Source organism: Cupriavidus sp. SIMBA_020 (assembly GCF_046535395.1).
GTDB lineage: Bacteria > Pseudomonadota > Gammaproteobacteria > Burkholderiales > Burkholderiaceae > Cupriavidus > Cupriavidus campinensis.
The window spans coordinates 218,335-240,796 of sequence record NZ_JAWRWU010000003.1 but is presented as its reverse complement, the minus strand read 5'-3'; the positions used below and the strand labels follow the sequence as shown (position 1 = coordinate 240,796).

22 protein-coding genes are annotated in these 22,462 nt (G+C 68.3%); 21 read left to right on the top strand and 1 reads right to left on the bottom strand.

The genetic code is table 11. From position 1 onward, the window contains the following. The first annotated feature begins 231 nt into the window (after positions 1-231). The 15 genes from SB751_RS08025 (at position 232) to SB751_RS07955 (ending at position 14,587) form a co-directional block, all read left to right on the top strand. A complete protein-coding gene (locus SB751_RS08025) occupies positions 232-1,422 on the top strand; it encodes a FliC/FljB family flagellin (protein WP_144202915.1) in 1,191 nt (396 codons plus the stop codon). A gap of 127 nt (positions 1,423-1,549) precedes the next feature. Continuing rightward, the gene (locus SB751_RS08020) at positions 1,550-1,927 is read left to right on the top strand and encodes a flagellar protein FlaG (RefSeq protein ID WP_144202918.1); all 378 of its coding nucleotides are present in this window, start codon (positions 1,550-1,552) and stop codon (positions 1,925-1,927) included. A 49-nt stretch (positions 1,928-1,976) separates the two neighbouring features. After that, positions 1,977-3,392 carry a flagellar filament capping protein FliD gene (gene fliD / locus SB751_RS08015; protein WP_144202921.1) on the top strand — a complete coding sequence of 472 codons (1,416 nt, stop codon included), beginning with the start codon at positions 1,977-1,979 and terminating at the stop codon, positions 3,390-3,392. A gap of 15 nt (positions 3,393-3,407) precedes the next feature. After that, positions 3,408-3,857: a flagellar export chaperone FliS gene (gene fliS / locus SB751_RS08010; RefSeq protein ID WP_144202924.1), complete on the top strand. Its 450-nt coding sequence runs from the start codon at positions 3,408-3,410 to the stop codon at positions 3,855-3,857. Position 3,858: 1 nt separating this feature from the next. Then, complete coding sequence (locus SB751_RS08005) at positions 3,859-4,191, top strand: flagellar protein FliT (RefSeq protein ID WP_144202927.1); 333 nt, start codon at positions 3,859-3,861, stop codon at positions 4,189-4,191. A gap of 77 nt (positions 4,192-4,268) precedes the next feature. After that, positions 4,269-5,648, top strand: a complete 1,380-nt coding sequence (locus tag SB751_RS08000; RefSeq protein ID WP_144202930.1) for a flagellar hook-length control protein FliK — start codon at positions 4,269-4,271, stop codon at positions 5,646-5,648. Beyond that, complete coding sequence (locus tag SB751_RS07995) at positions 5,645-5,941, top strand: EscU/YscU/HrcU family type III secretion system export apparatus switch protein (RefSeq protein ID WP_144202933.1); 297 nt, start codon at positions 5,645-5,647, stop codon at positions 5,939-5,941. The genes SB751_RS08000 and SB751_RS07995 overlap by 4 nt, the downstream gene beginning before the upstream one ends. A gap of 169 nt (positions 5,942-6,110) precedes the next feature. Continuing rightward, positions 6,111-8,360 (top strand): hypothetical protein, encoded by a 2,250-nt coding sequence (locus SB751_RS07990; protein ID WP_410747923.1) that lies wholly within the window; start codon positions 6,111-6,113, stop codon positions 8,358-8,360. Beyond that, entirely contained in the window at positions 8,357-9,127 is a 771-nt protein-coding gene (gene rfbF, locus SB751_RS07985; RefSeq protein WP_144202939.1) for a glucose-1-phosphate cytidylyltransferase, read from the top strand. Before SB751_RS07990 ends, rfbF begins: the two co-directional genes overlap by 4 nt. Next, positions 9,127-10,209 carry a CDP-glucose 4,6-dehydratase gene (gene rfbG, locus SB751_RS07980; protein ID WP_144202942.1) on the top strand — a complete coding sequence of 361 codons (1,083 nt, stop codon included), beginning with the start codon at positions 9,127-9,129 and terminating at the stop codon, positions 10,207-10,209. The genes rfbF and rfbG overlap by 1 nt, the downstream gene beginning before the upstream one ends. Beyond that, positions 10,206-11,459: a class I SAM-dependent methyltransferase gene (locus SB751_RS07975; RefSeq protein WP_144202945.1), complete on the top strand. Its 1,254-nt coding sequence runs from the start codon at positions 10,206-10,208 to the stop codon at positions 11,457-11,459. Before rfbG ends, SB751_RS07975 begins: the two co-directional genes overlap by 4 nt. Next, positions 11,456-12,001 carry a dTDP-4-dehydrorhamnose 3,5-epimerase gene (gene rfbC / locus SB751_RS07970; RefSeq protein WP_211944182.1) on the top strand — a complete coding sequence of 182 codons (546 nt, stop codon included), beginning with the start codon at positions 11,456-11,458 and terminating at the stop codon, positions 11,999-12,001. The genes SB751_RS07975 and rfbC overlap by 4 nt, the downstream gene beginning before the upstream one ends. A 43-nt stretch (positions 12,002-12,044) precedes the next feature. Further along, positions 12,045-13,115: an FkbM family methyltransferase gene (locus SB751_RS07965; protein WP_144202951.1), complete on the top strand. Its 1,071-nt coding sequence runs from the start codon at positions 12,045-12,047 to the stop codon at positions 13,113-13,115. An 18-nt stretch (positions 13,116-13,133) separates the two neighbouring features. Then, the gene (locus SB751_RS07960; protein ID WP_144202954.1) at positions 13,134-13,943 is read left to right on the top strand and encodes an NAD-dependent epimerase/dehydratase family protein; all 810 of its coding nucleotides are present in this window, start codon (positions 13,134-13,136) and stop codon (positions 13,941-13,943) included. Beyond that, positions 13,934-14,587, top strand: a complete 654-nt coding sequence (locus SB751_RS07955) for a hypothetical protein (protein WP_187645218.1) — start codon at positions 13,934-13,936, stop codon at positions 14,585-14,587. Before SB751_RS07960 ends, SB751_RS07955 begins: the two co-directional genes overlap by 10 nt. 125 nt (positions 14,588-14,712) lie before the next feature. Here SB751_RS07955 and fliE read toward each other — a convergent pair whose 3' ends face one another. Beyond that, a complete protein-coding gene (fliE, locus tag SB751_RS07950) occupies positions 14,713-15,033 on the bottom strand; it encodes a flagellar hook-basal body complex protein FliE (RefSeq protein WP_092295476.1) in 321 nt (106 codons plus the stop codon). Between the two features lie 353 nt (positions 15,034-15,386). Between fliE and fliF the strand changes: the two genes are divergently transcribed. The 6 genes from fliF to SB751_RS07920 are packed head-to-tail and all read left to right on the top strand — an operon-like array spanning position 15,387 to position 22,386. Further along, positions 15,387-17,069, top strand: a complete 1,683-nt coding sequence (gene fliF / locus SB751_RS07945; protein WP_410747922.1) for a flagellar basal-body MS-ring/collar protein FliF — start codon at positions 15,387-15,389, stop codon at positions 17,067-17,069. After that, a complete protein-coding gene (fliG, locus tag SB751_RS07940; RefSeq protein WP_144202960.1) occupies positions 17,053-18,066 on the top strand; it encodes a flagellar motor switch protein FliG in 1,014 nt (337 codons plus the stop codon). The genes fliF and fliG overlap by 17 nt, the downstream gene beginning before the upstream one ends. After that, positions 18,053-18,883 carry a flagellar assembly protein FliH gene (gene fliH / locus SB751_RS07935; protein WP_144202962.1) on the top strand — a complete coding sequence of 277 codons (831 nt, stop codon included), beginning with the start codon at positions 18,053-18,055 and terminating at the stop codon, positions 18,881-18,883. Before fliG ends, fliH begins: the two co-directional genes overlap by 14 nt. Beyond that, a complete protein-coding gene (gene fliI / locus SB751_RS07930; RefSeq protein ID WP_410747921.1) occupies positions 18,876-20,348 on the top strand; it encodes a flagellar protein export ATPase FliI in 1,473 nt (490 codons plus the stop codon). Before fliH ends, fliI begins: the two co-directional genes overlap by 8 nt. Further along, the gene (gene fliJ, locus SB751_RS07925; RefSeq protein ID WP_144202967.1) at positions 20,341-20,793 is read left to right on the top strand and encodes a flagellar export protein FliJ; all 453 of its coding nucleotides are present in this window, start codon (positions 20,341-20,343) and stop codon (positions 20,791-20,793) included. Before fliI ends, fliJ begins: the two co-directional genes overlap by 8 nt. A gap of 15 nt (positions 20,794-20,808) precedes the next feature. Then, the gene (locus tag SB751_RS07920) at positions 20,809-22,386 is read left to right on the top strand and encodes a flagellar hook-length control protein FliK (protein WP_313817630.1); all 1,578 of its coding nucleotides are present in this window, start codon (positions 20,809-20,811) and stop codon (positions 22,384-22,386) included. Positions 22,387-22,462: the final 76 nt, after the last annotated feature.

Sequence of the window (22,462 nt, the reverse complement as noted above, 5' to 3'; positions counted from 1 at the left end):
CGGGCCGGCCCGCACCGGCGGCGCCCCGTTCTTCCCCCGGGCAGGCCGGCATCCGCAATAACGCCGCGGGTTTCCGGCCACACCCGCAAACTCTCGCAAAGATCACTCTAAAGTCTCCTACCGCCCTGTCGATAACCCTTGCAACGGAGGCACTCTACGCCCTGCAACGCAGGCAGCCAACGTTACGGCACCCGCCGGAATGCCTAAAACATTGCAAATAGGAGTCGTACCATGGCGCAAGTCATCAACACCAACATTCTGTCGCTGCAAACGCAGAGCAACCTGAACACGTCGCAATCGTCGCTGAACAGCGCGATCCAGCGTCTGTCGTCGGGCCTGCGCATCAACAGCGCCAAGGACGATGCTGCTGGTCAAGCCATCGCCAACCGCTTCACCGCCAACATCAAGGGCCTGACGCAAGCTTCGCGTAACGCCAACGACGGTATCTCGATCGCGCAAACGACCGAAGGCGCGCTGAGCGAAGTCAACAACAACCTGCAACGTGTCCGTGAACTGTCGGTGCAAGCCGCCAACGGCACGAACTCGTCTTCGGACCTGAAGTCGATCCAGGACGAAATCAAGCAGCGTCTGTCGGAAATCGACCGCGTGTCGGCTCAGACCCAGTTCAACGGCGTGAAGGTCCTGGCCAAGGATCAAAACATGTCGATCCAGGTTGGTGCCAACGACAGCGAAACCATCTCGATCGCCCTGAAGCAAATCACGTCGAAGACCCTCGGCGTTGCTGGCTTCAGCGTTGCCGGCCCGCAAGGCGCCACGGCTTCGATCGGTTCCGCCGCTGCGCAGACGGCTCTGGGTTCCGCCACCCCGGTGACGGCTGCTTCGGCAACCGGCATCGCCGCCGCTGACATCCAGCGCGCTCTGGGCCTGAACACCTCGGCTGCCATCAACTCGCAATCCGTCGTGACGGATTCGAAGGGCAACTGGTTCGTGCAAGTGAGCATGACCGGCCTGACCGCCGCCGACGACGCCGCTCTGTCGTCGAAGGGCTTCGCTGGCAACGGTACCGCCACGTCGACCACGATGTACATCGCCGTCAAGCCGACCGACGCTTCGGTGTCCGGTTCGACCGCTGGCTTCACGCTGACGGGTTCGTCGCTGCAAGCTTCGGACTTCCAACAGGCCGCCACGACCAACCCGCTGGCAACGCTGGACTCCGCGCTGGCTTCGGTTGACAGCCTGCGTTCGAGCCTCGGTGCTGTGCAAAACCGTTTCGAGTCGACGATCAACAACCTGAGCACGACGGTGAACAACCTGTCGGCTTCGCGTTCGCGCATCGAAGACGCTGACTACGCAACGGAAGTGTCGAACATGACCCGCGCGCAGATCCTGCAACAAGCTGGTACCTCGGTGCTGTCGCAAGCGAACCAGACCACGCAAAACGTGCTGTCGCTGCTGCGTTAATCGCCGCGCCGCAAGAAGGCCGGGCCGCAAGGCCCGGCTTTTTTGCCGGAATGTTTTGCAGGCAGCCCACTGCCTGCAAAGCGTTTCAACCGAGCAGAACCCCTCGCCTCACCGGACGGAGCAAACCATGGCAACTCCCAATCCCGTTTCCACTCCGGCGGCCCGCATTCCCGCCGACACCGTGGCCATCGCGCCGGCTTCCGCCGCCCCGACCGCCACGGTGAAGGCCGTTCGCCCGTCGCAGGAAGCCGACCGCGCGGACACCCGGCCCGCCGCCGACGCCCCTGCCGATACCGCCGCTGCGGTGCAGGAGCTGGTGGACGTGCTGAAGACCACCTCCATTGGCCTGCGCTTCGCCATCGACGACCAGACGCATCGCGTGATCACCACGGTTTTCGACAAGGAGACAGGCGAGATCATCCGGCAGATGCCGAATGAAGACGTTGTGCGCCTGGCGCGCGCGATCGACAAGCTCCAGGGTTTGTTCGTGAGCCACGCCGTCTGACATCTGCAACCTCCCAGTTGAAGTCAAAAAACAATAGGTAGAAAAAGACATGGCAATCTCTTCCATCGGTATCGGTTCCAACCTCGAACTGCAAACGCTGCTCGACAAGCTCCAGGCAGCCGAAGAACTCCCGCTCACGCAGATCAACAACCAGGCCAAGAGCTACCAGGCCAAGCTGTCCGGCTACGGCACCATCAAGAGCGTGCTGGATGCCTACTCGGCCGCCGCCAAGACGCTCGGCACCGCCGCCACGTACAGCGCCGTCAAGGCCAGCGTGACCTCGGACAGCGTGCTGAGCGCCGCCACCGACGCCACCGCCGTGGCGGGTAGCTACCAGATCGACGTGACATCGCTGGCCACGGCGCAATCGCTGGTCTCGAAGCAGGTAACCGACAAGAAGGCCGCCATCGGCGGCGGCACGATCACCGTGGACTTCGGCGCCGACCTCGCCACGGGCGGCACGCCGACCAGCACCAAGACGGTGACGATCGGCTCCGACACCTCGCTGGAAGGCATCCGCGACTCGATCAACAAGGCCAATATCGGCGTGACCGCCAGCATCATCAACGACGGCTCTGGCACGCCCTATCACCTGGTGCTGACGTCCGACAAGACCGGCACGCAGTCCGGCATGCGCGTGAGCGCCAGCGACAGCGCCGTGAGCGACGTCGTCGCCTACGACCCCGCCCTGGCCACGCAGCCGAACGGCATGTCCGAGAAGGTGGCCGCTGCCAACGCCGCGCTGAAGATCAATGGCATCGATGTCACGAGCCAGAGCAACACCGTGGTGGACGCCGCCCAGGGCGTGACCCTGACGCTGAAGTCCAAGGGCACCACCAACATGAGCGTGACGCGCGACGACGCGTCCATCAAGGCTGCCGTGCAGGGCTTTGTCACCGCATACAACAACATCCTGACGGCCGTCGGCTCGCTGACCACGTTCGATACCGAGGCCGGCACCGCCGGCGCGCTGAACGGCGACGGCACGCTGCGCAACATCACCACGCGCCTGCGCTCGATGCTGAACACCCCGATGTCCGATGGCAACGGCGGCTCGCTCACGCTGTCCGACCTCGGCATCGAGTTCAACGTGACGCCCGAGAACGCCGGCAAGCTGGAAATCGACGACGACAAGCTGAACAAGGCACTGGCCGGCGGCGTCCAGGGCCTGTCGAACTTCTTCTCGGGCGTGAACGGCGCCGCCGGCATGGGCAAGACCGTCACCGACTATGTCGACTCGCTGAACGGCACGTCTGGCGCGCTGACGGCTGTCACCGACGGCATCACCGCCACGCTGAAGGACCTGGAAGACAAGTACACGGCCACGCAAGACCGTGTCACGTCGACCATGGACCGCTACCGCGCCCAGTTCACGCAGCTGGACCTGCTGGTTTCGCAACTGAACCAGACCAGCAGCTACCTGACGCAGCAGTTCGCCGCCATGAACGGCACCAGCAGCAAGTAATTTAACGGAGGCAACATGTTCGCGCGCCAAGCCATCAACGCCTATGCCCAGGTCGGCGTACAGACCGGGGTCATGAGCGCCAGCCCGCACAAGCTGATTGCGATGCTGTACGACGGCGCCCGCTCGGCCATCGCCCGTGCCAGGTTCCACCTGGAAAATGGCGAGCTGGAGGCGCGCGGCAATGCCATCTCCAAGGCGATCAACATCATCGACAACGGGCTGCGCGCGGTGCTGGACCACGAGGCCGGCGGGGAAATCTCCGCCAACCTCGAATCGCTGTATGAATACATGACCCGTCGCCTGATGCTGGCCAACCTGCGCGGCGACGCTACCCTGCTGTCGGAAGTGGATGCCCTGCTCGAGAATCTTGCCTCGGCCTGGACCGCCATCGACCCGGCAGCGCCCACTGACGCCGAGCCCGCTGCACCGACCGCCATCACGCAGCCCGCCCTGCAGGAATCCTGAGATGTTCGATATGTCCCCCATCGTCAGAAGCTACGAAGAGCTGCTGGTGCTCTCGGAGCAGATGCTCGAAGCCGCGCGCGCGTCCAACTGGGATGCGCTCAACGATCTCCAGCAGGTCTACATGGCCGAAGTGGATCGCCTGCGCCTGCTCGATCACAGCAAGCCGTTCACCGAGAACGAACGCCTGCGCCGCTTCCAGTTGCTGGAGCGCATCCTGGCGTACGATGCCCGGATCCGCGACCTGACCATGCCGCGCCTGGCCCAGTTGGGCGAACTGCTGAACAGCTCGCGCCGCAAGCTCGAGTTGTCCGCCGCCTACGGCGCCACCGCCTGATTCCACCGCCCTTCCGTGCTTGCGGAAGGGATCGACCGACGCGTATCACGTCCATCGCCAACCGCTGACACGCGCCCATGACTGGCATCCAAATCCCGGCGGCCCTGGTGCCCCACGCCGCACCGGACACGCAACTCTCGCGCCCGGCGCTGGCCATCGACAAACTCGCGGCCCTGATGCCGGTGCAGGAGGTCTCCCAGGGCGACGTGCAGTCGTCCACGGGCGAGACCGTCCAGGCCCGCCAGCCCAACGTGGTCGGCCCCGGTGGCATGGATGCGCGCGGCAACGCGCTGACCAGTTCCACGCGCGAGACCCTGAGCTTTGCCGCGCGCGCCATCCTCGATCTGTTCGAATCGGGCGACGCGCAGCCGTTGCAGACGCGGGCCCCGCTGCTGTCCACCGCGCCCGGCGCGGGCAACGCATCAGCGGCCACGCTGTCCGCAGCGCTCGCCACGCTGGTCGACCAGAGCGGCTTGTTCTACGAATCGCATGTGGCGCAATGGGTGGTGGGCCAGCGCCCGCTGTCCGCCCTGCTCCAGGAACCGCAGGCCGGCCTGCGCCCGCCCCCCGCGCCCAACTCGCCCGCCCAGCCGGCCTCGCCAGCGGCAACGCCGCCGCAGCAACCCGCGCCCGGCGCCGGTGCGCCGGTGGCGCTGCTGCCCTATGGCGGACCGCCCGCCGCGCCCGCACCGACACCCAGCGCCGCGATCCTGGCGGAACTGACGCGCCCGACCATCTTTCCGCTGACCACCGGCGTGCCGGCGCAGCCCGCGCGCGGCCATGGCGCCGACGCCGGGAGCCAAGCTGGCCAGCCTGGCCAACCCGCCAGCGCCAGCGCCTTGCCCGGCCAGGCCACGCCATCGACACCGGCCGCCGAGCAGCGCCGCGCCGCGCACGCCAATGCGGCGGCGCATGCGTACCAGATCACGGCCGAGGTCTCGCACGAAGGCCACCATATCGCCCAGGCCCAGCGCGCGGCGATCATCGCCAGCTGGAATGCGGCCGACCAGCCCGCCGCCCCGCAGCAGCCCGACGTTGGCCCGCCGGTCCACCCGGCCAGCGAAGGCGTGGTGCGCCAGCAGCTGGAGCTGCTCGCCACGCAGCAGTTCCGCTGGACCGTGGAAGCCTGGCCCGGCATGCCCGTAGATTGGGAAGTCACGCGCGAGCAGCAAGGTGAGCACTCGCCCACATCGGCCGATGCCGCGACCTGGAGCACCCGGCTGCGCCTGAACCTGCCCCGGCTCGGGCATGTCGATGCCGTGCTGACCCTCGGCGCGCACGGGCTGGAAGCCCGGCTGGTGGCCGACGACCGCGCCACCGCTGGCCGTCTGGCCGAAGCAGGCGCTGACTTCCGCGGCCAGCTGGAAGCCCACGGCATCTCCCTGCTGAACCTCAACGTCAGCGCGGCCACCGAGGTGGAAGCGCGCCTGGACGCCATGCCGGCAGCCCAGCCATGAGCGCGAACGATCCGCACCGCGACGCCGCCGTCGCGCTTTCCTACCAATCCGCCGACAAGGCGCCGCGCGTGGTGGCCAAGGGCTACGGCCTGTCCGCCGAAGCCATCATCGCCCGCGCCCGCGAGGCCGGCGTCTACGTGCACGGCTCCCCGGCGCTGGTCAACCTGCTGATGCAGGTAGACCTCGACAGCCAGATCCCGCCGCAACTCTATGTGGCCGTGGCCGAGCTGCTGGTCTGGTTGCACCGGATGGAACAGCCGGACGCCGTGCCGGCCCTTCCAGCCCTCACCTGACCCGGCCCGCCCCGTCCCACAGGCGCCGAGAACGGCACCCACGCTGAAATAGCGCCAATTTCGGCCCGTGTTCCGGCCGATGACGCGGAACGTCCCTTGTTACTGTGCACGCATCGATCAGCCCGTCTGCCGTCCGGGCTGGCACCGCGCCTTTGCAAAGCACAACGCCATGACCAAGAACGTTTCGATGGGTCCCGCGCAGCGGACCATCCAGCAGGCCTGGAATGCCTACCACGCCAACAAGTACGCGGACGCGCTGAAGCTCGCCCGCGCTGCCAAGCGCATTGCCGGCACGCTCCCCGAACCGTACTACCTCGAATCGCTGTGCCTGTCCGGCCTGCACCATAGCGAGGAAGCCAAGCGGCTGGCGGAAGCCGGCATGAAACGCTTCCCGAACCATCCGGGCTTCCTGGGCCTGGTCGGCGCGCTCGAGGTGGCCCTGGAAAACTACACCGCCGGCATTCCGCTGCTCCAGCGCAGCCTGGAACTCCAGCCCGGCTCGGCCCATCTGTGGCAGGTGCTCGGCACGGCCATGTTCTATACCGGCGACTATTTCGAAGCCCGCCTGGCCGGCGAGAAAGCCGCCAGCCTGCTGCCGAACGACCCGGTGGCGGTGGGCAACTACGCCTCCGCGCTGCGCGAATCGGGCAGCACCATCGAAGCCATTCCCGTGTTCCGCCGCGCCTGCGCGCTGGACCCGCTGCAGCGCGTGAACCGCTCCAACCTGCTGTTCTCGCTGCTCTACGACGAAACCATCGGCGCCGAGGAACTGCGCCGCGAGGCCACCGACTGGGCCCGCACGCTGGCGCGCACGCCCGTGGAAGCCCCGGCGCTGCGCGCCAGCGAAGGCGAGCGGATCCGCATCGGCATCCTGTCGAACGACTTGCGCCGCCATGCCTGCGCCTACTTCCTGATTCCGCTGATCGCCAATCTGGACCGCACCCGCTTCGAGGTGCACCTGTTCTCGCTGTCGAACGTCAACGACAACATCACCAAGAAGATCCGCGTCTACGCGGAGGGCTTCCACGACCTCTACAAGATGTCCGAGGCCGAGGTGGTCAAGGCCGTGCGCGCGCAGCGCTGCGACGTCATGGTCGACCTGGGCGGCTACACGGGCGCCTCGCCCCTGACCTACATGGTGCATCGCCTGGCCCCGAAGCAGCTGACGTGGCTGGGCTACCCCGGCACCACCGGCATGGAGCAGATCGAGTACCGCGTGACCGACTGGACCGCCGATCCGGAGGGCTTCGACCACAACTACACGGAGAAGCTGCTCCGGGCGCCCGTGTTCAGCGCCTACCACCCGATCGTCACCAACCCGCTGAAGATCTACGACCCGCGTTTCCGCGTGCAGCCGACCCCGGCGCTGAACAACGGCTACATCACCTTCGGCTCCTGCAACACCATCGCCAAGCTGGGTCCCAAGACCATGCGGCTGTGGAGCGCCGTGCTGGCGCGCTGCCCGAACGCCCGCATGCTCGTGGAAGCCACCGGCTGCGACCGCGACAACGTGCGCGAGATGCTCTACGAACGCATGGAAGCCCATGGCATCGACACCAGCCGCGTGGAGCTGATCAACCGTGACGGCGCGGCGCAGTACGTGACCTACCACCGCATCGACATCGCCCTGGACACCGCGCCCGTCACCGGCGGCACCACCACCTGCGACGCCATCTGGATGGGCGTGCCCGTGGTCACCTTCTCCGGCGACACCTTCCACCAGCGCGTGTCGGCCCCGTTCCTGCACGCCGCCGGCCTGGACGACCTGATCTGCGACACCGAGGAGCGCTACGTCGACGTGGCCTGCGCGCTGGCGGCCGACGTGCAGCAGCTCAACGAGATCCGCATGTCGATCCGTCCGCGTGCGGAGCAAAGCGAGATGTTCGACGCGCAGCGCTTCGCCACCTGGTTCGAGGACCAGCTGACCGAGATCTGCAGCGAGACCAAGCCGATTCCCGCCCGCACCGAACCGCGCCGCTCCGGCCTGTTCTTCGCCGGCGCGTGGTATCCCGCCGAGGACCTGGTGATGTCGGTGGCCGCTCACATCCACCTGAAGGAATGGGTGCCGCTGCTCAACGTGCTCGAGAACCTGACCTCCACCTGGTACCGCAACTGGGTGGTGGCCTACGGCCTGGCCGAATTCAAGTACCACAACGGCGAGGCTGACGCGGCCATCGACCTGCTGGTGGAAGCCATCGGCATGCGCCCGTACGCGCTGCCGCTGTACCGCAAGCTGGCGCTCTGGCTCGACGAACTCGAACTGGACAAGTCCGCCCTCGCCCAGCTGCTCGACGAGCAGTTCGGCCTGGCGCTGGACGTGCTGGAAGCCTCGCCGCCGCCTACCGTGTTCGAGGTGATCGGCATCGAGGTGGCCACGCAGGGCGCACCCGAAGCCGCCGCCGAGGAGGTGGCAGCATGAAGGCCGTCATCCTGGCCGGGGGCCTGGGCACCCGCATCTCCGAGGAATCGCACCTGCGGCCGAAGCCGATGATCGAGATCGGCGGCAAGCCCATCCTCTGGCACATCATGAAGATGTACTCGGCGCACGGCGTGAACGAGTTCGTGATCTGCCTGGGCTACAAGGGCTACGTCATCAAGGAGTACTTCGCCAACTACTTCCTGCACATGTCCGACGTCACGTTCGACATGCGCGAGAACCGCATGGCCGTGCACCACCGCAAGGCCGAGCCGTGGAGCGTGACGCTGGTGGATACCGGCGAGGACTCGATGACCGGCGGCCGCCTGCGCCGCGTGCGTGAATACCTGACGCCGGGCGAGCCGTTCTGCTTCACCTATGGCGACGGCGTGTCCGACATCGACATTACCGCCGAGATCGCCTTCCACCGCGAGCACGGCCGCCGCGCCACTGTGGCTGCCGTGCAGCCGCCGGGCCGCTACGGTGCGCTCGAACGCGACAACGACAAGGTGTGCGGCTTCACCGAGAAGCCGCGCGGCGATGGCGCCTGGATCAACGGCGGGTTCTTCATCCTGCAGCCGGAAGTCATCGACCTGGTGCCGGACGACGCCACGAGCTGGGAAGAAGCCCCCATGCGCCAGCTCGCCCGCTCCGGCCAGATGGCCGCGTACGAACATACCGGCTTCTGGCAGCCGATGGACACGCTGCGCGAGAAGAACCTGCTGGAAGACCTCTGGCAATCCGGCAAGGCGCCCTGGAAGACCTGGTAATGGTGTCGACTGCCTCCCCGTCGGCGGCGCTCTCCGCGTTCGCAGGCCGGCGCGTCTTCGTCACCGGACACACCGGCTTCAAGGGCGCCTGGCTGGCGCTGCTGCTCGCGCGGCTGGACGCGCGCGTCAGCGGCTATGCGCTGGCCCCCAACACCACGCCGAGCCTGTTCGACGCCGCGCGCGTGGCGCCGGCGCTCGCGCAGCATACGGTGGGCGATGTCCGCGACGCCGCCGCGCTCACGCGCGCGCTGCACGCGGCGAAACCGGAGATCGTGCTGCACCTGGCGGCCCAGCCGCTGGTGCGCGCGAGCTACCGCGACCCGGCCGAGACGTGGTCCACCAACGTCATGGGCACGGTCAACCTGCTCGACGCCGTGCGCACCTGCCCGTCCGTGCGCGCGGTCATCGTGGTCACCACCGACAAGTGCTACGACAACAAGGAATGGCTGTGGGGCTATCGCGAGACCGATCCGCTCGGTGGCCATGACCCCTATAGCGCGAGCAAGGCCGGCACGGAACTCGTGGCCGCCAGCTATCGGAAGTCGTTCCTGGCCGAGCGTGGCGTGCTGCTGGCCACCGCCCGCGCCGGCAACGTGATCGGCGGCGGCGACTGGTCGGAGGACCGCCTGATTCCCGATGCCGCCCGCGCTGCCGCCCGTGGCGCCGTCCTTGAGATCCGCAGCCCGCAGGCTACACGGCCGTGGCAGCACGTGCTGGAAGCGCTGCACGGCTACCTGCTGCTGGGCGCCCGGCTGCTGGCCGGCGACGCCGCGCTGGCCACCGCCTTCAACTTCGGCCCGGAAGCGCGCGACAACCTGCCAGTCGCGCGCGTGCTGGGCGGCTTGCAGCCACACTGGCCGGAACTCCAGTGGGCGCATTGCCCGCCGCCGGGCGCCGCGCCGCACGAGGCCCGCAACCTGTACCTCGATTCCTCCCAGGCGCACACGCTGCTGGGCTGGCAATCGCGCTGGACGCTGGACGAGGCGCTGGCCGCCACCGCGCGCTGGTATCGCACGGTCCAGCACGAGCCGGGCCAGGCCCGCGCCATCACCGAACAACAGATCGAGCAATTCTGCGCATGACCACTGCTGCCACCGCTCCTACCCCCTGCTGCCGCGCCTGCGGCGCGCCGCTGACGCAAACCGTCGTGGACCTCGGCCTGTCGCCGGTCTCCAATGCCTTCATCCGGCCGGAGCACATCGCACAGGGCGAGATGTTCTACCCGCTGCACGCCATGGTGTGCCACAAGTGCTGGCTCGTGCAGCTGCGCGACGCCACGCCGGCGGAAACCCATTTTCACGACGACTACGTCTACTTCTCGTCGTTCTCCACCTCGTGGCTCGAACACGCCCGCCGTTACGTGACGGCGATGACCGAGCGCTTCGACCTGACCCCGGCGAGCAGCGTGATGGAGATCGCCAGCAACGACGGCTACCTGCTCCAGTATTTCCACCAGAACGGCGTGCCATGCCTGGGCATCGAGCCCTCCGCCAATACCGGCGAGGCGGCCCGCGCCAAGGGCATCGACAGCCGCGAGCTGTTCTTCGGCGAGCGCACCGCACGCGCCCTGCGCGTGGAAGGCTGGCAGGTGGACCTGCTGCTCGGCAACAACGTGCTGGCCCACGTGCCTGACATCAACGACTTCGTGGGCGGCATGCCGATCGTGCTGAAGCCCGAAGGCGTGATCACGCTGGAGTTCCCGCACCTGCTGCGCCTGCTGGAGCAGAACCAGTTCGACACGCTGTACCACGAGCACTACTCCTACCTGTCGCTGACGGCGCTGGTGCCGATCCTCGCCCGCGCCGGGCTGCGCGTGTTCGATATCGAGCACCTGCCCACGCACGGCGGCAGCCTGCGCCTGTTTGCCTGCCACCAGGCCTCGCGCCGCGCCACCACGCCGGCCGTGCAGGCCTGCCTGGATGAGGAAGTCGCTGGCGGCCTGACCTCGCCGGACCGCTACGCCCGCTTTGCCGAGCGCGTGCGCCAGGCCAAGCGCGACCTGCTGGCCTTCCTGATCGAGGCGCGCCGCGCCGGCAAGCGCGTGGCCGCCTACGGCGCCGCCGCCAAGGGCAACACGCTGCTGAACTACTGCGGCATCGACGCCGACCTGATCGAATACGTGGTGGACCGCAACCCGGCCAAGCAGAACAAGCTGCTGCCCGGCACGCGCATTCCGGTGCGCTCGCCCGATTCCATCTACGCCAGCCGGCCCGACTACCTGGTGATCCTGCCGTGGAACATCAAGGACGAGGTGGTCGAGCAGATGGCCGGCATCCGCGCCTGGGGCGGCCGCTTCGTGGTGCCCATTCCCGATACCGTGGTCCTGCCGTGATCTTCACCCCGACCCGCATCGCCGGCGCCTGGCTGGTGGACCCCGAACCGCTGCCCGACGCGCGAGGCTTCTTCGCGCGCACGGTCTGCGTGGCGGCGTTCGCCGAGCATGGCCTCGATGCGCACTTCGTGCAGCAGAGCGTCTCGCGCAACACGCGCGCCGGCATCCTGCGCGGCATGCACTTCCAGACCGGGGCGCATGCCGAGGACAAGCTCGTGCGCGTGACCACCGGCGCGGTGTACGACGTGATCCTCGATTTGCGCCGCGCGTCCGCCACCTACCTGCAATGGCAGGCAGTGGAATTGTCGGCGGACAACCAGCGCGCGATCTACATCCCGAAGGGCGTCGCACACGGGTTCCAGACCCGCACGGCGCTCTCCGAGGTGTTCTACCAGATGACGGTGCCGTTCGCGCCCGGCAGCAGTGCCGGCGTACGCTGGGACGACCCCGCCATCGGCATTGACTGGCCAGACTGCGCGGACCGCATGGTCTCCGCGAAGGACCTGGCGCTTCCCCTGCTCGCCGGGCTTGGCGAGCATTGACAACCCCTTTTATTCGAACCTGACAATCCAAGCGGAGCCACCCATGACGACTGAACATCTGCAAAAGCTGTCCGACGCCCTGCGCACGGTGGGCGGCAGCGCCGCCGCCCGCGACAAGGTCATCGCCCTGTGCAAGAGCATCGAGCAAGACCTGGACGCCTACGAAGGCAGCGTGCGTGACGACATTACCGGCCCGATCGTCGATGCCATGTACAACGAGCAGTCGCGCCTGCGCAAGACGCTGGCCGACGGCACGGTGTTCGAATTCCTGTACCGCACCAAGATCGCGCGCGACTTCCTGATGAGCACGCCGCCGCAACCGGACCACGTGTGGGAGCCGCAGACCACCAAGCTGCTGCTGAAGCTGTGCGAGCGCGGCGGCCATGCCGTGGTGGGCGGCGCCTACTTCGGCGACCAGGTGATCCTGATGGCGCGCCGCCTGGCCCAGGCCGGCGGCACCTGCCACGCGTTCGAGCCGAATGCCGACCAGCTCGGCATGCTGCGCAACAACGCCACGCTGAACGGCGTGGAGAACATCCGCAGCTGGCGCCTGGGCCTGTGGTCGGACAGCACCACGCAACTGCGCCTGGTGGGCCACGACTCGTTCGCCCACGCCGAGCACAGCGACGGCCCCGCCGGAGACGACAGCTTCTCGACCATCACCATCGACGAATACTGCGCCCAGCAGAACGTGGACAAGCTCGGCCTGATCATGCTCGATATCGAAGGCGCCGAACTGAACGTGTTCAAGGGCGCGGCGAAGCAGCTGGCCCGCCCGGCCGGCGAAGCCCCGAACCTCGTGTTCGAGGTGCACCGCCACTACGTGGACTGGAGCGCCGGCCTGCAGAACGCCGAGATCATCCGCATGCTCACCGGCTTTGGCTACCACGTCTACGCCGTGCGCGACTTCAACTCGAACGTGAACATGGAAGGCCGCCCCGTGGAGCTGGTGCCGGTGGACCAGGTCTACCTGGAAGGCCCGGCGCACGGCTTCAACATGGTGGCCGTCAAGGACCCGGCGCTGCTGGCGGGCAAGGATTTCGCGGTGGTGCCGGGCGTGAGCCCCAAGCTGCTGTGGCACCGTGACCCGGCGCTCCACCATCCCGTCAACTGATCGACCCCGAGGAAAGTGATGCGCTGTACGGTGATTGGCGGGGCCGGCTTTGTCGGCCGCCGCCTGGCGGACACGCTGCGGCGTGCCGGCCATGAGGTCTGGGTGCCCGCGCGCGGCGACCGCGCGCTCTTCACCCGGGACCTGGGCCATGTGTATTACTGCGCCGGCCTGACCGCCGACTTCGCGGCACGCCCGTTCGACACCGTCACGGCGCACGTCTCGCTGCTGGCCGATGTGCTGCGCGCAAACCGCTTCGCGCATCTGGTCTACCTGTCCTCCACGCGGCTGTACGACACCTCGCAGCTGCCCGTGGGCGACGAGGCCGCCGCGCTGACGCTGCAGCCGGCCAGCCCGCGCGCGCTGTACGACCTGTCGAAGGGGCTGGGCGAGAACCTCTGCCTGACCGTGGCCGCCGGCCGCGCCGCCGTGGCGCGGCTCTCGTGCGTGTTCGACTGGTCGGCCGATTCGCCGGGCTTCCTGTCCGAATGGCTGATCCGCGCGGCCACCGAGCGCGCGTTCACGCTCGACAGCGACGCCGGCTTCGTGCGCGACTACATCCACCTGGACGACGTGGTCGGCGCGCTGACCGCGATGTCCACGGGCGGCGCCAGCGGCATCTTCAACGTGGCCAGCGGCGCCAATGTGTCCAACGGCGAGCTGGCCGAGGTCTTCAACCGGCTCGGCTGGGATATCGCGCTGACCCGCGCCTCGCCCGTGCAACGGGCCGCCGTGTGCAGCACCGAGGCGCTGCGCAGCCTCGGCGTGGCGCCGCGCGACGTACGCGACGTGATGGCCAGCCATCTGGAAGGGATCAAGCCATGGAACTGATCGGCCATACCCGCGAGTCGCTGGCTGCCTACACCTGCGCCCAGGTGGCCAACCTGGTGCCGGATGGCCGCCACGCGGCGCTGCTGCCCGTGGTGTCCCGCCACATGGACGAGGCACTGGCCCGCGTGGGCCGCTGCATCGACGCCGTGCGCATGTGGCGCCCCGGCCAGTTCAACTACCTGCACTCGTCGCAGTACTGCCAGTACCTGTACTACCTGTCGAACACGATCTGGCGCAACGAGCGCAACGGCGAGGCCTGCACCAAGCTGTTCCTGCTCAACAAGGCGCTCAACGCGATCGACCTGTTCTACGAGATCGAGATGCCCGAGGTGTTCTTCATCGGCCACTCCGTCGGCATCGTCCTGGCCAAGGCCACCTACGGCAACTACCTGGTCCTGTACCAGAACTCCACCGTGGGCAAGAACCACGGCGTGGCGCCGGTCATCGGCGACGGCGTGGTCATGTACCCCAACACCGCCATCATCGGCCGCAGCCACGTCCGCAACGGCTCGGTGATCTCGCAGGGCGTCAGCGTACTCAACCGCGAAACCCCGGGCGACTGCCTGGTCTACGCCGGCGAAGCCGGCGACCTGATCTGCAAGCCCGCCTACGAACGGGCGGCGGCGGAGTATTTCAGGGTGTGAGGGGATAACAGACGGGATAACAGACGACGAAAGACGACAAAAAGGCCATGTCGCGGGAGCGCGACATGGCCTTTTTGTCGTTCCCAACCCACGCGCCAACAGCTACGCGGGCCGGAAAGCCGTCGTCAAACCGGCATATTCATCATTTCCTGGTACGCCGCCGCCAGGCGGTTACGCACCTGAACGGCCGTCTGGAACGACACGTTGGCTTTCTGCATGTCGATCATCACGTCGTTCAGGGCCACGCCGGGCTTGCCCATTTCGAAGGCTTCGGCCTGGCCGTAGGCGCGGTCCTGCACGGCGTTCAGGCGTTGCATGGAGCGTTGCAGCTCGCCCGCGAAGCCTTCGGTGGAGGCCGCCGGGGCCTGGTTGGTGCTGCCGCCGCCAGCCACCTGCGCCAGGCCGCGCAGTTGCTGGAGCATGCCTTCAATCGAGGAGATCGTCATGACGCGTCCGGTTCTGTGAGAGGGTTTCCCGAACCACGCGCCTGATACATCACACGCAGTCCGTTTTCAGTGCTCGCACTGTACCCACCCGCGCCACCAGCCCAAAGGATGAATTCGGCGGGAAAACCTCGCCTATTCAGCCAATTGTCCATCAGCCTTCTGGCCGATCATCGCTACCGTGCCGGATCTGGCGGATCCAAGCGTATCGACGCACCGCCCCGGCCTGTTATCAACCAGCGGGGAGTGCGCGTGTTTTTTCAGCAGCGTAATGTGAGCCAAGCCGAAATGATTAACGGCAGCCAAGGCGAAAGTGGCAAGGGCAGGACTAACCCTGCCGCGCCGGAGTCGCGCGCATGAACGCGGCGGCTACCCTGCCGAACGGCGCGGCACTGGTCGACAAGCTCAAGGCCAATCCGCGCCTGCCCCTGATGCTCGGCGGGGCGGCACTGGTCGCGGCCATCGCCGTGGGCGTGATGTGGTCACGCACGCCGGACTACAAGGTGCTGTACAGCAACCTGTCCGAGCGCGACGGCGGCGCCGTGGTGGCCTCCCTCCAGCAGATGAACGTGCCGTACAAGTTCGCCGAAGGCGGCGGCGCGCTGATGGTGCCGGCGGACAAGGTGCACGAAATGCGCCTCAAGCTCGCCAGCCAGGGCCTGCCGAAGAACGGCAACGCCGGCATGGAGCTGATGGATAACCAGAAGTTCGGCATCAGCCAGTTTGCCGAGCAGGTCAACTACCAGCGCGGCCTGGAAGGCGAACTCGCCCGCTCGATCGAGTCGATCGGCGCCGTGCAGTCGGCCCGCGTGCACCTGGCCATCCCCAAGCCCACCCTGTTCGTGCGCGAGCGCCAGAAGCCCACCGCGTCGATCGTGCTGCAGCTCTACCCGGGCCGCGCCGTCGATGAAGGCCAGGTCGCCGCCATCAGCCACCTGGTCTCGTCCAGCGTGCCCGAACTCACGCCGAAGTCGATCTCCATCGTCGACCAGCACGGCAACCTGCTCTCCGGCACCAATGACCGCTCGCTGGACGCCAGCCAGCTCAAGTTCGTGCAGCAGGTGGAACAGAACTACGTGAAGCGCGTGGAAGCCATCCTCGCGCCGATCCTCGGCAAGGACAACGTCCACGCCCAGGTCACCGCCGACGTGGACTTCTCGTCCGTCGAGCACACCGACGAAAGCTACAAGCCGAACCAGGACCCGACCAAGGCGGTCATCCGCAGCCAGCAGACCAGCGAGTCGAGCACGCAGGGCGCCTCCCCCGTGGGCGGCGTGCCGGGCGCGCTGTCGAACCAGCCGCCGGCCGCCGCCGTGGCGCCGGTGACCACGCCGCAGCCGCCGCGCCAGCCGGGCCAGCCCAATCCGCCGGCCCAGGCCAACGCGAACCAGACCACGCAGACCGCCGAGAAGACCGGCCCGAGCACCAGCCGCCGCGACGCCACCACCAACTACGAGGTGGACCGCGTGGTGCGTCACGTGCAGCAGGCTCCGGGCGGCGTGAAGCGCCTGTCGGTGGCCGTGGTCGTGAACTACCGCCAGAAGCTCGATGCCAAGGGCAAGCCGGTGACCGAGGCGCTCTCCGCCAAGGAACTGGCCCAGATCGAGAACCTGACCAAGGAAGCGATGGGCTACTCGGCTGACCGCGGCGACTCGCTGAACGTGGTCAACAGCCCGTTCACCGACAACGCGGAGAAGGAACCCGAGCTGCCGCTGTGGAAGCAACCGCAGATGATCGACCTGGCCAAGACCGGCGTCGGCTACCTGCTGCTGGCCATCCTGGCGATGTTCCTGTGGTTCAAGGTGGCGCGTCCGGTGCTGCGCAAGTACACCGCCCCGCCGCTGCCCGCGCCCTCCGAGACGACGGACGCCACCGAGGCCGTGCTCCTGCCGCCGGAAGAAACGCAGAATCCGGAAGTCCTGCGCCTGGCCGCGAAGTACGAAAGCGATCTCGCCCTGGTGCGCGACGCCGCGCAACGCGACCCGCGCCTGGTCGCCAGCGTAATCAAGAATTGGATGTCCCATGACGAACGCCAGTAAGGGAATGCCCGAAAAGGGCCTGCAGAAGAGCGCCATCCTGATGATGGCGATTGGCGAGGACGCTGCCGCCGAGGTGTTCAAGCACCTGTCGCCCCGTGAAGTGCAGGGGCTGGGCTCGGCGATGGCCAGCCTGTCGTCGGTAACGCGCGAGGAAATGGCCGAGGTGCTGGCCGAGTTCCGCGGCGAGACCGAGCAGTACCTGGCACTGAACGTGGACTCCAGCTCGTTCATCAAGAGCGTGCTGAACAAGGCGCTGGGCGAGGAACGCGCGCTGTCCGTGATCGAGGACATCCTGGAATCGCGCGATCCGGGCGGCGGCATCGACTCCCTGAACTGGATGGACGCCACCTCGGTGGCCGAACTGATCAAGGACGAGCACCCGCAGATCATCGCCACCATCCTGATCCACCTGGACCGCCAGAAGTCGTCCGAAGTGCTGGGCTTCTTCACGGACCGCCTGCGCAACGACGTGATCCTGCGTATTGCCACCTTCGGCGGCGTACAGCCGGGCGCGCTGCAGGAGCTGACCGACGTGCTGACCAAGCTGCTGGCCGGCCAGAGCCTGAAGCGCAGCCGCATGGGCGGCGTGCGCACGGCGGCCGAGATCATCAACCTGATGAGCACGGCCCACGAGGAAGCGGTCATCGACGGCGTGCGCACGCACGACAGCGACCTGGCCCAGAAGATCATCGACGAGATGTTCCTGTTCGAGAACCTGCTGGAAGTGGACGATCGCGGCATCCAGCGCGTGCTCAAGGAAGTGGCGACCGAATCGCTCATCGTGGCGCTCAAGGGTGCCCAGCAGGAACTGCGCGACAAGTTCATCCGCAACATGTCCACCCGTGCGGGCGAGATGCTGCGCGAAGACCTGGAAGCGCTGGGACCGGTACGTGTGTCGCAGGTGGAGGCCGAGCAGAAGGCCATCCTGCAGGTGGTGAGACGCCTGGCGGAATCGGGCGAAATCCAGATTGGCGGAGGAGACGATGCCTACGTTTGAGCGCGGCTTTGCCGCCAGCCGCGGGCCCGCCCGTGGCGACACCGGCACCAGCATCGGCAGTGGCAGTGGCGCCGGTGCCAGCGACCCGTTCGACAATTTCAGCGCGTTCGAGCCGCCCAGCCCGGTGCGCGCCCGCTCACGCGGAGACGCCTGGCAGCGCTGGCAGATGGTGTCGCTGGACCCGCGCGACGCATTGAAGAAGGCGCTCGAGTCCGTCCAGCTGCCCGCCGAGCCGCCGCCCCCGCCGTCCATCGACTTCGAAGCCCTGCATGCGATGCGCGAAGGCGCCCGCAAGGAAGGCTATGCCCAGGGCTACACCCAGGGCCAGACCCAGGGTTATGGCGACGGCCACCGCGAAGGCTATGCACGCGGCCTGGAATCGGCCCGCACTGAAGCCGCCCGGCTGCAGGAACTGGCTGGCAACTTCCGCGACGCGCTGGGCCGCGTGGATACCGAGATTGCCGATGCACTGGTCGGCCTGGCGCTGGACGTGGCGCGCCAGCTGGTCCGCAAGACCATGGAGACCGATCCCGCCGCGCTGCTGCCCGCCGCGCGCGAACTGCTGGCGGCCGAGCCGCCGCTCTCCGGCTCGCCCTGCCTGCTGCTGAACCCCGAGGACGTGACGCTGGTGGAAACCCATCTGGCCGGCGAACTGGAAGCCGCCGGCTGGACCGTGCGCGCCGACGCCACCGTGGCGCGCGGCGGCTGCATCGCCAGCGCCGCGAGCGGCGAGCTGGACGCCAGCCTGGCCACCCGCTGGAGCCGTGTGATCAAGGCCCTGGGCCGCAACGACCCGTGGGAGCCCCCGCATGCATGACGCCCAGCCCGCCGCGCCGGCCCAGCCGGTGCCCCCGTCGGCACCGGCCTCCGCCGCGCTGCACACCGCGCGCTGGCGCGACGCGCTGACCAGCGCCTCGGCCGGTATTGCCGAGGTCGATAGCAAGCGCGCCTGTGGCCGCCTGACGCGCGCCGCCGGGCTGGTGCTGGAAGCCGTGGGCCTGCGCATGCCGGTGGGCAGCGACTGCCTGATCGAATTGCCGGGTACGCAGCACGCCCATGGCGGCCCGCGCACGGCCGAGGCCGAAGTGGTCGGCTTTGGCGCCGACCGCCTCTACCTGATGCCGCAATCGGACGTGGCCGGCCTGGTGCCGGGCGCCCGTGTCTATCCGCTCGAACCGTCGCCGCAGCCGTCCGGCATAGCGTCCCCGCGCGAACCCGGCTCGAAGCGCCTGCCGGTGGGCCACGGCCTGCTGGGCCGCGTGCTCGATGCCGCCGGCCGTCCGCTCGACGGGCTCGGCCCGATTTCCGCCGCCACCGAAGTGCCGCTGGCCGGCCAGCAGATCAACCCGCTGATGCGCGCCCCGATCGAAACCGTGCTGGACACGGGCGTGCGCGCCATCAACGGCATGCTGACCGTGGGCCGTGGCCAGCGCATGGGCCTGTTCGCCGGTTCCGGCGTCGGCAAGTCCGTGCTGCTGGGCATGATGGCCCGCTACACCAGCGCCGACGTGATCGTGGTGGGCCTGATCGGCGAACGCGGCCGCGAAGTGAAGGACTTCATCGAGAACATCCTGGGCGAAGAGGGCCGCAAGCGCTCCGTCGTGGTGGCCGCGCCGGCCGATACCTCGCCGCTGCTGCGCATGCAGGGTGCCGCCTACGCCACGCGTCTGGCCGAGTATTTCCGCGACCAGGGCCAGCACGTGCTGCTGATCATGGACTCGCTCACCCGCTACGCCATGGCCCAGCGCGAGATCGCCCTGGCCATCGGCGAGCCGCCGGCCACCAAGGGCTACCCGCCTTCGGTGTTCGCCAAGCTGCCCACGCTGGTGGAGCGCACCGGCAACGGCCCCGAGGGCGGCGGCTCCATCACCGCCTTCTACACCGTGCTGACCGAGGGCGACGACCAGCAGGACCCCATCGCCGATTCCGCCCGCGCGATTCTGGACGGCCACATCGTGCTGTCCCGGAGCCTGGCCGAGAGCGGCCACTATCCGGCCATCGACGTGGAAGCCTCCATCAGCCGCGCCATGACCGCGCTGATCGAGCCGCCGCAGTTCGCCTCCGTGCGGCGCTTCAAGCAACTGATGTCGCGCTACCAGCGCAACCGTGACCTGATCAGCGTGGGCGCCTACGTGCCCGGCAACGATCCGGAACTGGACCTCGCAATCCGCCTGCACCCGCGCATGGAGTCATTCCTGCAACAGGACATCCATGAGCGCGCGGACTACGAAGCTTCCATCGCCCGCCTGCACGATCTCTTCGAGAGGACGCAACATGGCTAAGCCCACCCCGCTCAACACGCTGGCCGAACTGGCCCAGGACAACACGGACAAGGCCACGCGCGAGCTGGGCCGGCTGCAGGGGCTGCGCACGCAGGCCGAGCAGCAGCTCCTGGCGCTGACCGAATACCGCCACGAGTACCGCACGCGCATGCAGGCCATCGCGGCGGAGGGCATGACCTCGGGGCGCTGGCAGGACTTCTCGCGCTTTCTCGACTCGCTCGACCACGCCATCCGCCAGCAGACCAGCGCGCTGGCCAAGGCCGAGGCCGACCTGCTGGCTGGCCGTGCCAACTGGCAGCAGCAGAAGCGCCGCCAGAACTCGTTCGACACGCTGATCACCCGCGCCGAAGTGCGCGAGCAGCAGGTCACCGCGCGGCGCGAGCAGCGTTCCACTGACGAATACGCCGCCCGCATGGCCCGCCAGCCGGCCAGCGGCCAGAACTAACCTGCCAACAAGAACATGATCGATATCAGCCAGCTCGTCGGCAACGCCGGCCTGAAGACCCCGACCTCCGGCACGGCCGGCGACGCCCGTGCCAGCGCCGAGGCCAATGCGTTCCAGGACGCGCTGACCCGCGCGCGCGACAGCGGCCAGCCAGCCGTGCGCGTGCCCGCCAAGCCGTCCGGCAACAAGGCGGACGCCAGGGACACGGCAGCCAAGGACAAGTCGGCCGAACCATCGACGCAGAACAAGGGTGACACCCAGACGGCGCAGGCCAATACGCGTCCGGCCAAGGATGCCGACGGGAAGACCACCGGCAAGGCCGATGCGGCCACGGACACCGCGCAGGATGCCGAAGACGGCCAAGACAGCACCGTGGCGTCTGACGCCGCCGCCGCTGCCGCCGCGCTGGCTGCCGCCATGCTGCTGCAACCGCTGCCCCAGCAGCCGGCCCCGACCGACAAGGCCGCTGCCGACCCCACCGGGCTGAACAGCCTCGCTGGCCTGAACGGTATGAATGGTGTGAACGGTCTCAATGGTCTCAATGGTCTCAATGGCCCGGCCACGCTGACCGGCCAGGCCGCCGCGCAAGCCGCCGCCGCACAGGCCGCACAGGCCGCCGCTGCGGCTGGCGATGCCGCCGCCCCGGCCCAGACCGACCCGCTCGCGCAACTGCCGGCCACGACCACGGCCACCGCCGATGCCACGGCCAAGGCGTCCACGCCGAGCCCGGCCGACACGCTGGCGACCATCGCCCAGCAACGCGCCGCGCTCCAGGGCACCGCACCGACCACCGCCGACAAGATCGCCGCCGCCACGCAGCAGGCACCGATCGCTGGCGCGCAGGACGCGCGCGGCCAGTCCGGCAGCCACACGGGCGGCCACACCGGCGGCCAGTCCGGCAGCCAGCAGTCGAGCCTCGGCCAGACCGCCCAGCCGGCACTGCAAGCCACCGCCGCGCCGAACGCCAACGCCCCCGCCGCCAACCCGTTCGCCGCCGCAGCGGCCGCGGCGCGTACCGGCGAAGCGGCCGATACCGGCGCCACGAATGCCAGCAGCGCCGCCACGCTGGCCTCGGCCATCGCCGCGCAGGCTGCCGTGCATGCCACGCCGGCCGCCGCCGCAGCCGCCGCGCGTCCGGCCGTCGCGCCGAACGTCGGCGACAGCCAGTGGGCGCAGGCCCTCGGCCAGCAGATGGTGCGCCTGTCCACGCAAGGCAACCAGACCGCCGAACTCGATCTCAACCCGCCCAACCTCGGTCCGCTGAAGGTGGTGCTGAACGTGGTGAACGATCAGGCGCAGGCGCAATTCGTGTCGCCGCACCAGGCCGTGCGCGCCGCCGTGGAAGCCGCGCTGCCGCACCTGCGCACGTCGATGGCGGAAGCAGGCATCCAGCTGGGCCAGGCCTCGGTCGGCTCGGACGGCTTCGCCCAGGCCGGCAACGGCGGCCAGCAGCAACCGCAACGCCAGTCCGGCGGCAGCGCATTCGGCCAGGCCACCGGCTTCGGCAAGGACACGGCGCCCGCCGTGTCCGCTACGCCTGCCCCCCGCACCCCGCGCCCGCTGGCGCGCGGCGAGGTCGATACGTTCGCCTGATGCGCCGGGCATCGGACGGCGCCTGCGGCCAGCAGGTGCCCGTCCGGAACTTCCCCGCACGCGGGGCGGTCAGTTG